The following is a 12,400-nucleotide window of genomic DNA, read 5'->3' on the forward strand; positions in this document are numbered from 1 at the left end:
GGGGCACACCTCTCTCTTCACAGGTGACCTATGGATGATTCGCTCATCGCCCGTGCCCGACGGCGGCAAGCTTACTGGCTGGTGCTGCCCACGGTGATCGTGTTGGCGGCCATTGCTGGCTGGCCGTTGCTGCGCACCATCTGGTTCAGTCTGACCAACGCCCAGTTGTCCGACATGAGCGCCCGCGAGTTTGTCGGCCTGGCCAACTATATCGGCGAAGCGGGCGTATTGCGCGATGGCGAGTGGTGGCATTCGGTATCCAATACGCTGTTCTTCGCCATTATCTCGGTCGTCCTGGAAAGCCTGCTGGGTCTGGGCGTGGCTCTGCTGCTCAATACACCATCGCGTATTCAGGCGCTTTTGCGCGCTGCTGTGCTGGTGCCGTGGGCGATTCCAACAGTTGTTTCGGCCAAGATGTGGTCGTGGATGCTCAATGACCAGTTTGGTGTCGTTAACGCCGCGCTGCAAAGCATGCATTTGATCTCGACACCATTGGCTTTTACTGCTGATCCGCATCTGGCTTTCCCGACCATCATCATGGTTGATGTCTGGAAAACCACGCCATTCATGGCCTTGCTGATTCTGGCCGCGCTGCAACTGGTGCCCGAAGACTGTTACGAAGCCGCCAAAGTTGACGGCGTGCCGCGCTGGCGCGTGTTCCGCTACATCACCTTGCCGCTGATCATGCCCGGCATTCTGGTGGCGATGATTTTCCGCACGCTCGATGCCTTGCGCGTGTTCGATCTGATCTACGTGATGACCTCCAACAGCCACGTCACCAAGAGCATGTCGGTTTACGTGCGTGAACAACTGATCGACTTCCAGCAAGTGGGTTACGGCTCTGCCTCGGCCACGCTGTTGTTCCTGATCATTGCGCTATCCACCACGATTTACATGGTGGGCACCCGCCGCCGCATGGAGAACGCAGCATGAAGAAAAATCCATTGATGGTGCTGGGGTTCTATCTGGCTTCGGCGCTGGTGCTGTTCTTTTCGTTGTTCCCGTTTTACTACGCCATTGTCTCGTCCCTAAAAAACGGTAGCGCCTTGTTTTCCACCTCGCTGTGGCCCGCGCATCCTTCACTGGCCAACTACATTGCCATTTTCAAAGAGCAGTCATTTGGCGCCAATTTATCCAATTCGCTGTTCGTCGCGACGGGCGTGGTGGTGTTCTCGCTGCTGTTATCCATGCTGGCCGCCTATGCATTGGGCCGCGTGTCGTTTCGTGGTCGCGGTACTTTGATGATGTGCATTTTGAGCGTCTCGATGTTCCCGCAAGTGGCGCTGTTGTCTGGCCTGTTCGAGCTGATCCGCACGCTGGGCTTGTACGACAGCCTGTGGGCGCTGATGCTGGCCGATCTGATCTTTACGTTGCCGTTTACCGTGTGGGTGCTGGTGACGTTCATGCGCGATCTACCCAAAGAAATTGAAGAAGCCGCGGTGATGGATGGCGTTGGCATCTTTACGCTGATCTTCCGTATCTTTTTGCCGCTGCTATGGCCCGCGTTGGTGGCAACCGGTTTGTTGGCCTTTATTGCGGCGTGGAATGAGTTTCTGTTTGCGCTGACGTTTACCTTGTCCAACGAAGAACGCACGGTGCCGGTGGCGATTGCATTGATCTCGGGCGGCAGCAGTTTCGAATTGCCGTGGGGATTGCTGATGGCAGCTTCGGTGATCGTGACTGTGCCGTTGATTGCGCTGGTGTTGATTTTCCAGCGGCACATTGTGAGCGGGCTGACGGCGGGGGCGGTGAAGGGGTAGGGCGAGTGCTACCGACCTTCGGGTTTCGACTTCAAAGCATGTAATGCATTCCCGTAGCCCGGATGAAACGAAGTGAGAATCCGCGGTTGCGAGGCATCAACAATCCACAGACATCTGAATGCGTGGATATGGCCACCCCGGATTGCTACGCGAACCCGGGCTACAAAAGTGCCGTATCCGCAGGCACTCAAGATTCAGTAGTGACTGACCAAACAGCAAAAACGCAGCTACCAGGAGAAAACAACATGTCTCAAGCAACATTGTCCCAAACCGCAACCAACTGGTGGCGCGGTGCGGTCATTTATCAGGTTTACCCACGCAGTTTTCAAGACAGCAACGGCGATGGCATTGGTGACTTGCCGGGCGTAACGGCCCGTATGGATCACATTGCCAATCTGGGCGCGCAAGCGGTGTGGCTGTCGCCGTTCTTCACCAGTCCGATGCTGGATTTTGGCTACGACGTATCCAATTACTGCGATGTCGATCCCATCTTCGGCACGCTGGCCGACTTCGACCAACTGGTGGCCAAAGCGCACAGCCTGGGTCTGAAAGTGTTGATTGATCTGGTGCTGAGTCATACCTCCGATCAACACCCCTGGTTCAAAGACAGCCGTAGTAGCCACGATAATGCGCATGCCGATTGGTATGTGTGGGCAGAGGCCAAAGAAGACGGCACGCCGCCCAATAACTGGCTGTCGATTTTTGGTGGTTCGGCGTGGCAATGGGATACCCGCCGCCAGCAGTATTACATGCACAACTTTCTGACCAGCCAGCCCGATCTGAACTTCCATTGCCCGGCGGTACAAGACGCGCTGCTGGATGTCGCAAAGTTCTGGCTGGATCGAGGTGTCGACGGTTTCCGGCTGGATACGGTCAATTTCTACGTGCACGATCAGCAACTACGCAACAACCCGCCAATGCCGCGCAGCACCATCTCCAACACCGCGCCCATGGTCAATCCGTACACCCGCCAGCAGCATGTGTACGACAAAACGCAGCCAGAGAATCTGTTGTTCCTGCAACGCCTGCGCGCATTGACGGACCAGTACGACGACATCACCACCATTGGTGAAATTGGCGACGATCATCAATACGAAACGCTGGCCAGCTACACCGAGGGCAATAACCGCCTGCACATGGCGTATGTGTTCGCGCTGCTGACTGATATGTGCAAACCGACGTATCTGCATGGCGTGCTGGCCGAATATTTGCGTGACGCTGGCAATGCCTATGTCTGCTGGTCACTGGGCAATCATGATGTGCCACGGCTGGTGTCGCGCTGGGCCGCGTTGGGTGGCGATGAACGCCAACGCGCGCATTTGCTGGCAGCGTTCTTGCTGTCGTTGCCAGGCGCTGTGTGTATTTATGAAGGCGAAGAGCTGGGCCTGACCGACGTCGATGTGCCATTTGAACTGCTGCAAGATCCATACGGCATCACCATGTGGCCCGAGTTCAAAGGCCGCGACGGTTGCCGTACGCCAATGCCGTGGGATCACTCGGCCAATCTGGGTTTCACCACCGGCAAGCCGTGGCTGCCGCTGGGCGAGGATCACACTCATCGAGTGGCGAGTGACCAGCAGGCCGACGCACAATCGGTGCTCAACGATTACCGCCGCTTTATTGCCTGGCGCAAGACTCAGGGGGCGCTATGCCAAGGCAATCTGACCTTGCTGCCTGCGCATGAACAAGTACTGGCCTTTGTGCGGCAAGCGGGCGATGAACGCCTGCTGTGTGCGCTCAATTTGTCAGACAAGCCAGCCAGCTACGCTTTGCCTGCAGGCGTGCAAGCAACGGACTTGATCGGCCACGGCTTCACCGGCCAGATCAGCAATGGTCAGATCGAACTGGCACCGTTGCAAGCCTGCTTCGCCTCGGTGCCCGCGAACGCGTCACTTCAAGGACAAACAGCATGAGCCATATCCAGCTAAAAGGTCTGCAAAAACGCTTTGGTGATACCGCGGTGTTGGCGGATGTGGATCTGGATATCAAACACGGTGAATTCTGCGTATTTATCGGGCCGTCCGGCTGCGGCAAATCCACGCTGTTGCGGATTATTGCCGGGCTGGAGGCACCCAGCGGTGGCGACATTTTTATTGGCGATGTGCGGGTGAACGATGTATTGCCCGCCAAGCGCGATATCGCCATGGTGTTCCAGAGTTATGCGCTGTATCCGCATATGACCGTGGAAGAGAACATGGCCTTTGGTTTGCGCCATCTGAAGTTGCCCGAAGGCGAGATCGAACAGCGCCTGACCACGGCTGCGCAGGCGCTTAACCTGACCAATCTGCTCAAGCGCAAACCCAAAGAGTTGTCTGGTGGGCAACGCCAGCGCGTCGCCATTGGCCGCGCCATCGTGCGTAAACCCAAGGTGTTTTTGTTCGACGAGCCGCTGTCGAATCTGGATGCCGCACTGCGCGTGAAAACCCGCGTGGGCATTGCCAAGCTGCACCAGGATTTACCGGACGTCAGCATGATCTACGTGACGCATGATCAGGTCGAAGCCATGACTTTGGGCGACAAAATCGTGCTGCTACGCCCGCTGTCGGGCAAGGATGACTTGCCCAGCATCGCGCAGGTGGGGCATCCGCTTGAGCTGTACCACCATCCGGCCAATTTGTTTGTCGCCGCGTTTATTGGTTCGCCCTCGATGAATTTTATGGAAGGCGTGGTGCGCGGCATCAATCTGTCCAGCGTGGAAGTCACCGTTGCCGGGCAGGAATTGTCTGCGGCAGTAGAAGGCGGCGGTTTGGGCGTGGGCACCAAGGTGACGTTGGGCATTCGCCCGGAACATATCCAGGTGGGCAGCGGCGCGCTGAGTGGCAAGGTGGTACACGTGGAGCCGCTGGGAGAGCACACCTATCTACACCTGGAAACCGCGCTCAGTGGCCAGTCGTTTATTGCCAAAACGGCGCGGGAAGATGTCAAAGTCGGCGATGTTTTGCCATTTACCTTGCCCGCCCATGCCATGCATTTATTCGATGCCAAAGGCGATGCGCGCACGCGGATTGCGCAGCCGGAAATGGCCGTGTGATATCACGTGGCTGGACAGGATTGGACGTGACGATCAGACAGCACCTGCGGGTGCTGTTTTTTTGGACGGGAGAGAGCCCAGTGCGGCGGACAAGAAAGGAGCAGTGATCAACAGCTTTGAACGGCAGGCGGCACAGCCTGTGACTGCCGGTCGTCCCCGTTGGAGGTTCGAGCCCGGGACAGGCTGTTGATCACTGCGAAAGCGCAATCGGCTTTCAGACAATTTGCGAATGACGCGTTGCCAGTGCTACAGCCAGACCAGCCTGGCAACGCGGTTCCCGGCTGGTCCTTGGTGCCCTTGTCGCGTGGTTTGCAGCGGGCACTGAATAGTGCAGGGTGGATGGTGCTGGATATCCCGATTCAACGAGATGATTCCACCCTGCAGTCACGCTAAAACCCGCTTATTTGCACAGATTGAAAAATACTTCGTTCCACTTCAGTTCGTTCTTGAATGCGCCAATCTCGGTCTTGGCACCGATCTGCAGATACTCAATGCCGGTGATTTCGGCAAACAGGCGCAATTGTTCTTGCGACACCGCTTGCGTGTACACGGCGTGGTGCGCGCCACCGGCATAAATCCAGGCGGCAGCAGAGGTGGCCAGGTCTGGCAATGCTTTCCACACGGCGCGGGCGACGGGCAGGGCGGGCAGCGGCTTGGGTTGTTCCACGGTTTCCAGATCGCTGGCAATCAGGCGGAAGCGGTTGCCCATGTCGATCAGCGTGACGTTGATGGCCGGACCAGGTTTGGCGCTGAACACCAGGCGTGCCGGATCGGCTTTTTTGCCGATGGACAACGGTTGCACGTCCAGCAACGGTTTTTCTTCTTTGGCAATGGATGGGCACACTTCCAGCATGTGCGCGCCAATCACCAGTTCGTTGCCAGGCGTGAAGTCGTAGGTGTAGTCCTCCATGAACGAGGCGCCACCGGGTTGACCTGCGCCCATCACCTTGAGTGCACGCAGCAGCGCGGCGGTTTTCCAGTCGCCTTCGGCACCAAAGCCATAGCCTTGTTGCATCAGACGTTGCACCGCCAGACCCGGCAGTTGTGTCAGGCCGTAGAGGTTTTCAAAGGTGGTGGTAAAGGCATGGAAACCACCTTTATCCAGGAAGTGCTTGATACCCAGTTCAATGCGCGCGGCATCCAGCAGATGCTGGCGCTTGTCGCCGCTGTTTTTGACCGCGTCAGACAAGGTGTAGCTGGATTCATATTCCGCGATCAGCGCGTTCAGTTCTTCTTCGGTGACGGCTTCGACCGATTTGACCAGATCGCCCAGACCATAGGCGTGCACCGCGTAGCCAAACTGGATTTGCGCAGCAACCTTGTCACCCTCAGTCACCGCCACTTCGCGCATATTGTCGCCAAAGCGGGCCACTTTCAGGTTCTTGCTGTCGTACACCGCAGCGGCAACGCGTATCCAGTCACCCAGCTTGGCAGCGACCGTCGGGTCTTGCCAGTGGCCAACCACGACGTTGTATTGCTTGCGCATGCGCGCGCCGATGAAGCCGAATTCGCGGCCGCCGTGGGCGGTCTGGTTCAGGTTCATGAAGTCCATGTCCATGGTGTTCCATGGCACCACGGAGTTGAACTGGGTGTGTAGTTGCATCATTGGTTTTTCGAGCACCGACAAACCGGCGATCCACATCTTGGCCGGGCTGAAAGTGTGCAGCCACGTCACCATACCGATACAGTTTTTGGCGTAATTGGCATCGCGGCAGATTTGCAGAATGCCTTCTTGCGAGGTCACTGTGTCTTTGAGTACCAGCTTGATCGGCAGATTGCCTTCTGCGTTCAAACCTTTAACGATGCGCTCGGCATTGGCGGCCACTTCTGCCAGAGTTTTCTTGCCATACAAATGCTGGCTGCCGACGACAAACCAGACTTCCAGTTCTTTGAAGAATTCCATTACATGTTTCCTTGAAGATAAACGGTGGCGTCAGGCAGCGCGCCGGGGGAGTTGTTCGGGAGCCGGGGTTACTGGCGCGTCGGTTGCTGGTGTGGCTTCGGTTTTGCTCTGGCCGTAATACGCACCGGCGCCGTGTTTGCGCAGATAGTGTTTGTCCAGCAGGTGATCCGGAATGGCGTGCTGGCTGGCGTTCAGCATCAGCGTGAACAGCGCCATGCGGGCGACTTCTTCCAGCACCACGGCGTTATGTACGGCGGCATTGGCGTCTTTGCCCCAGGCAAACGGCGCGTGTTCGCTGACCAGAATGCCGGGAATGGCCATTACATCGCCGTCGCCAATGGTCTCGATAATGACGCTGCCGGTATTGGCCTCGTAGGCTTGTTCAATCTCCGCCGGGGTGAGCGGCCGGGTGCAGCGAATCGCGCCGTAGAAATAATCGGCATGCGTGGTGCCCAGCGCTGGAATTTCCCGGCAGGCTTGCGCCCAGGAGGTGGCGTGCGTGGAGTGCGTGTGCACGATGCCGCCAATCTGCGGATAGCGGTTGTACAGCGCCAGATGCGTAGGGGTATCGGATGACGGGCGCAAACTGCCTTCAATGCGATTGCCCGCCAGGTCCAGCACCACAATGTCATCCACCGTCATGGCGTCATAACTCACGCCGCTGGGCTTGATCGCCACCAGGCCAAGCTCGCGATCAATACCGCTGACATTGCCCCAGGTAAACGTCACCAGGCCATGCTTGGGCAGCGCCAGATTGGCCTGCAGAACCTGTTGTTTGAGGGCGGTGAGGCGATCCATCTCAGACCTCCCCGGCGGCTGGGGCATATAGCGGCTCGGTGGCCGCGCCCCATTGCAGATAGCGTTGATACAGTTTTTCGTATTTGGGTACGTTGAGCGGATTGGGCGTGTAGGTTCGCTCGATCTTGCTGGCCATTGCCGCTTGCGCTGTCGCGACATCCGGGTGAATGCCAGCTGCAACGGCACCAAAAATCGCTGCGCCCAGAGCACAGCACTGGTCCGAGCCGACCACATCCACGTTGCGGTTCATGACGTCCGCACATACCTGCATGATGGTGGGCGATTTGCGGGCAATGCCGCCCAAGGTCAGCACGCTATTTACCGCGACTTGCTGCTCGGTAAAACACTCCATGATCGCCCGTGCGCCAAAGGCGGTAGAGGCGATAAAACCGCCAAACAGGGCCGGTGCATCGGTGCCCAGATTGACGCCACTGACCACACCCTTGAGGCGCTGGTTGGCAAATGGCGTGCGGCGGCCATTGAACCAGTCCAGCACCAGCGGCAGATGATCCAGATTCTGCTGTGCGGCCCAGGCTTCGGTCAGTGCGGGCAGCAAGGAGGATTGCACTTTGGCCAGTGGTTCTGCCAGTTCGGGCTGTTGCTTGGCGGCCAGTTGCAGCGGCCACGACAACAGGTTGCCAAACCAGGCGTACATATCGCCAAATGCCGATTGGCCCGCTTCCAGCCCGATCTTGCTTGGCAAGACGCTGCCATCCACCTGACCACAAATCCCGGCAACGGCGCGCTCGCCAATTACGCTGTCATCCGCAATCAGGATGTCACAGGTGGAAGTGCCAATGACTTTCACCAGCGTATGCTCGCCTGCACCGGCACCGACTGCGCCCATATGGCAGTCAAATGCGCCGCCAGAGATGATCACGTGCTCTGGCAGTTCCAGTTTGCGCGCCCATTCGGCGGTGATGCGGCCAACTGGCACATCTGCGGTCCAGGTATCAGTAAACAGCGGGTAATCCAGCTCTTCGACCAGCAGCGGGTCGAGTTCCTTGAGGAAACTCTTCAGTGGCAAGCCGCCCCATTGTGGGTGCCACAGCGATTTATGCCCCGCTGAACAACGCCCGCGCTTGATATCGGCGGGGCGGGTGGTGCCACTGAGCAAGGCAGGCACCCAATCGGCCAGTTCGATCCAGTTTTGCGCCGCTTTGGCGACCGCAGCGTCTGCCCGCGACACATGCAAAATCTTGGCCCAGAACCATTCAGACGAATAAATCCCGCCGATGTAGCGCGTGTAATCCGGATACACGCCGCGCTCCGGACCACTTTGCGCCAGCGCGGTAATGGCTTCAGCTTCGGCAATGGCGGTGTGGTCTTTCCACAGCACGAACATGGCGTTGGGGTTGTCGGCGAATTCAGGCGTAAGTGCCAGAACATCGCCCGCCGCGTTGATTGGCGCGGGTGTGGAGCCGGTAGTGTCTACGCCCAGCCCGACAATGCCAAGCCGTTGCGCGGGGCTGAGTTGGGCCACCACGCCTTTCACCGCAGCCTGCATTGATTCGATGTAGTCGAGCGGGTGATGCCGAAACTGGTTGTCGGTCGGGCTGCAAAACTCGCCCCTGGACCAGCGCGGGTAGTACGCGACCTCGGTAGCCAGCTCGGCACCACTGTGGCAATCCACCGCCAGCGCGCGTACTGAATCACTACCAAAGTCCAGACCTATGGATATATCAACTGACATGTTGGATTGCGCCTTTCGGGGTCGTATTTCAGGTTTTCCCGAAGAATAGGGCGCTGGCGGTTCAGCTCATAAGGAAACGCTGGTCGAGAATATGGACTAATCGCCTTAGTGTGGTTTGCCTGTTGAATCGACATGGACAAACCCGAACAATCTTGCCGAATGCATGGATTTATCGGCTAATGTGTAGTATCGAATGAATCGCTACGAAATAGTCGGCCATATAATCCGTCCAGCTTGAGCCTGCAGCCCGGTTTTTGACTCTGCAACCCAATAAATGCTGCGTTGCAAGGCTTGATGGCTGGAGTTTGTAAGTACGGTATTCCAGGTACGACACATAGCGAAACGCAAATATAACGGAGTCTGATATGAACAAAATGGTCAAATTGCTCACACTGAGCTGTGTAATGTTCGGCGCGATCGGCAGTGCATATGCAGCAGAAAAACTCGGCTATCTGGTCAAGCAGCCAGAAGAGCCCTGGTTCCAGACCGAATGGGCCTTTGCCGAGAAAGCTGGCAAAGATATGGGCTTCGATGTCATCAAGATTGCCGTACCTGATGGCGAAAAAACCCTGAACGCCATTGATACCCTGGCTGCCAGCGGCGCCAAGGGCTTCGTGATCTGTACGCCTGATCCAAAGCTTGGCCCGGCGATCATGGCCAAGGCCAATTCCCTGGGTCTGAAAGTGGTGACCGTGGATGACCAGTTCGTGAACGCCAAAGGCCAGCCAATGACCGAAGTACCGCTGCTGATGATGGCCGCCACCAAAGTGGGTGAGCGTCAGGGTCAGGAACTGTACAAGGAAATGAAAAAGCGGAACTGGAACGTCAAGGATACCGCCGTACTGGCGATTACCGCCAACGAACTGGATACCGCGCGCCGCCGTACTGATGGCTCAATGAACGCTCTGAAGGCAGCGGGTTTCCCGGCAGGCCAGATCTTCACCGTGCCAACCAAATCCAATGACATTCCTGGCGCGCTGGATGCAGCCAACTCCATGCTGGTGCAACACCCCAACGTGAAGAACTGGCTGGTGATCGGCATGAACGACAACACCGTGCTGGGTGGCGTGCGCGCTACTGAAGGCCAGGGCTTCAAGGCGGCCAACGTGATCGGTGTCGGTATCAACGGTGTGGATGCCAAGACCGAACTGGGCAAGTCTGCTGCGACCGGTTTCTACGGCTCCTTGCTGCCAAGCCCGGACGTGCACGGTTATCAATCCATCAAGATGCTGCATGAGTGGACTGCCAACGGTAAGGCTCCGACCAAGTTCACTGAAGTGAGCGACGTGGTGCTGATTACCCGCGACAACTACAAAGAAGAACTGAAGAAGAAGGGCCTGTAACAAGTGTGAGGTGCAGGGCGTAGGGTTTGCGGGCTTTGCCTGCGAACGCGGATATTGCGTGCGCATGAATGCGCACCCTACGGGCCTGGGTTCCCGCCTGCGCGGGAATGACGAAATGAAAAGGTTTGTCTGGCGTAGGGTGGATTCGCCGCGTGGCGGCAATCCACCGTTGCCGTGATGGGTTGCCGTTTCCGAAAGGCCGGAATATCAAATCTACCCAACCCGTCCGCCGGATCACGGGTTTGCATCTTGTAATGACTTTGCCCTGATTCTTTGAAAAGAGCTGTCCCATGACCGATCTTCCCGATTCATACCTGGTATTTCGCAATATCAGCAAGGTGTTCCCCGGCGTGAAAGCGCTGCAGGATATTTCTTTTGGCTGCGAGCCCGGTTCGGTCCACGCGCTGATGGGCGAAAACGGCGCGGGCAAGTCCACGCTGCTCAAGATCCTTTCCGGCATGTACCAGCCCAGCGGCGGACATCTGGAAATCGCCGGGCAACCTGTCGCCTTCAATGGTGCGATGGACGCATTGCGCGCGGGCGTGGCGATCATTTATCAAGAATTGCATCTGGCACCGGATATGTCGGTGGCAGAAAACATTTATCTGGGCCAGTTGCCGCATCGCTTTGGCGTGGTGGACCAGCAACGGCTGCATGCCATGGCGGCAGAAAAACTGCGCTATCTGGGCATGGATATCGACCCCGCGACCCCGTTGCGGCACTTGTCGATTGCGCAATGGCAGATGGTGGAAATCGCCAAGGCGCTGACCCGCAACGCCAAGATCATTGCGTTTGATGAGCCAACCAGTTCGCTCTCGGCGCGTGAAATAGAACAACTGTTCCGCGTCATCAACGAACTCAAGGCCGAAGGCCGGGTGATTCTGTACGTCTCGCACCGCATGGAGGAAATCTTCCGCATGTGCGACGCGGTCACCATTTTCAAAGACGGCCGCTACGTAAACACCTGGAAGGACATGGCCAACGTGACGCACGACCAACTGGTACAAGCCATGGTTGGGCGCGACATCGGCGACATCTACGGTTATCGCCCACGCGAACATGGCGAAGTGCGGCTGGAAGTGCGTGACCTGCTGGCGCCGGGCCTGCGCGCGCCCGCGTCGCTCAATGTCAAACGCGGTGAAATCGTCGGCCTGTTTGGTTTGGTGGGAGCAGGGCGTTCCGAGTTGATGAAAGGGATTTTCGGCGGTTCGCCGGTGTTCAGCGGCCAAGTGCTGCTTGACGGCCAGCCGGTGAAAATTCGCCGCCCGGGTGACGCGATTGCCGCTGGCATCATGCTATGCCCTGAAGACCGTAAAGCCGAAGGCATCGTGCCGGTACATTCGGTGCGCGACAACATCAATATCAGCGCCCGCCGTGGCACCGTGCGCGCCGGCTGCCTGGTGAACGAAAGCTGGGAGCGCAGCAACTCGGCCAAGATGGTCAAAGAGTTGAACGTCAAAACCCCCAGCGACGAACAACTGATCATGAATTTGTCGGGTGGCAATCAGCAAAAAGCCATTCTCGGGCGCTGGTTATCCGAAGACATGAAAGTGATGCTGCTGGACGAACCCACGCGCGGGATCGACGTGGGCGCCAAGCACGAAATCTACCGCGTGATATACGACCTGGCCGAGCACGGCATCTCGATTCTGTTTGCCTCCAGCGACTTGCCCGAAGCGCTGGGCTTGGCGGACCGCATCATCGTGATGCGCGAAGGCCATATCGTGGGCGAACTGGATCACGACACCGCCACAGAACAAAAAGCGCTGGCGCTGGCCATGTTGCGTCAGCCCGAAACCTTGCCAGGCCACAGCGCCGGGCAGGATGCCAACCCGATTCAAGTACCGGTTTGAAAGGTTTAAAGGAAAGCAA

Annotated in this window: 9 protein-coding genes; 6 read left to right on the forward strand and 3 right to left on the reverse strand. The window is 57.6% G+C overall.

Translation table 11 applies throughout. From position 1 onward, the window contains the following. Window positions 1–30: 30 nt before the first annotated feature. The 4 genes from P4L78_RS03415 (at window position 31) to P4L78_RS03430 (ending at window position 4,791) form a co-directional block, all read left to right on the forward strand. Window positions 31–933: a carbohydrate ABC transporter permease gene (locus P4L78_RS03415; protein ID WP_283148771.1), complete on the forward strand. Its 903-nt coding sequence runs from the start codon at window positions 31–33 to the stop codon at window positions 931–933. Beyond that, on the forward strand, window positions 930–1,760 hold the full coding sequence (locus P4L78_RS03420) for a carbohydrate ABC transporter permease (protein ID WP_283148772.1): 831 nt from the start codon (window positions 930–932) through the stop codon (window positions 1,758–1,760). Before P4L78_RS03415 ends, P4L78_RS03420 begins: the two co-directional genes overlap by 4 nt. A gap of 245 nt (window positions 1,761–2,005) precedes the next feature. Next, on the forward strand, window positions 2,006–3,673 hold the full coding sequence (locus P4L78_RS03425; protein ID WP_309326956.1) for an alpha-glucosidase family protein: 1,668 nt from the start codon (window positions 2,006–2,008) through the stop codon (window positions 3,671–3,673). Next, on the forward strand, window positions 3,670–4,791 hold the full coding sequence (locus P4L78_RS03430; protein ID WP_283148774.1) for an ABC transporter ATP-binding protein: 1,122 nt from the start codon (window positions 3,670–3,672) through the stop codon (window positions 4,789–4,791). Before P4L78_RS03425 ends, P4L78_RS03430 begins: the two co-directional genes overlap by 4 nt. 400 nt (window positions 4,792–5,191) lie before the next feature. Here the strand turns inward: P4L78_RS03430 and araA are convergent, their stop codons facing one another. The 3 genes from araA to P4L78_RS03445 are packed head-to-tail and all read right to left on the reverse strand — an operon-like array spanning window position 5,192 to window position 9,185. Further along, on the reverse strand, window positions 5,192–6,694 hold the full coding sequence (gene araA, locus P4L78_RS03435; RefSeq protein ID WP_283148775.1) for an L-arabinose isomerase: 1,503 nt from the start codon (window positions 6,692–6,694) through the stop codon (window positions 5,192–5,194). Between the two features lie 30 nt (window positions 6,695–6,724). Then, the gene (locus P4L78_RS03440) at window positions 6,725–7,492 is read right to left on the reverse strand and encodes an L-ribulose-5-phosphate 4-epimerase (protein WP_309326957.1); all 768 of its coding nucleotides are present in this window, start codon (window positions 7,490–7,492) and stop codon (window positions 6,725–6,727) included. A gap of 1 nt (window position 7,493) precedes the next feature. Continuing rightward, the gene (locus tag P4L78_RS03445) at window positions 7,494–9,185 is read right to left on the reverse strand and encodes a ribulokinase (RefSeq protein ID WP_309326958.1); all 1,692 of its coding nucleotides are present in this window, start codon (window positions 9,183–9,185) and stop codon (window positions 7,494–7,496) included. 365 nt (window positions 9,186–9,550) lie between these two features. Between P4L78_RS03445 and P4L78_RS03450 the strand changes: the two genes are divergently transcribed. Continuing rightward, window positions 9,551–10,528 carry an arabinose ABC transporter substrate-binding protein gene (locus P4L78_RS03450; protein WP_283148778.1) on the forward strand — a complete coding sequence of 326 codons (978 nt, stop codon included), beginning with the start codon at window positions 9,551–9,553 and terminating at the stop codon, window positions 10,526–10,528. A 290-nt stretch (window positions 10,529–10,818) separates the two neighbouring features. Further along, entirely contained in the window at window positions 10,819–12,381 is a 1,563-nt protein-coding gene (gene araG / locus P4L78_RS03455) for an L-arabinose ABC transporter ATP-binding protein AraG (protein WP_283148779.1), read from the forward strand. Window positions 12,382–12,400 lie beyond the last annotated feature (19 nt).

Origin of the sequence: Silvimonas sp. (assembly GCF_031291215.1) — a bacterium.
GTDB lineage: Bacteria > Pseudomonadota > Gammaproteobacteria > Burkholderiales > Chitinibacteraceae > Silvimonas > Silvimonas soli.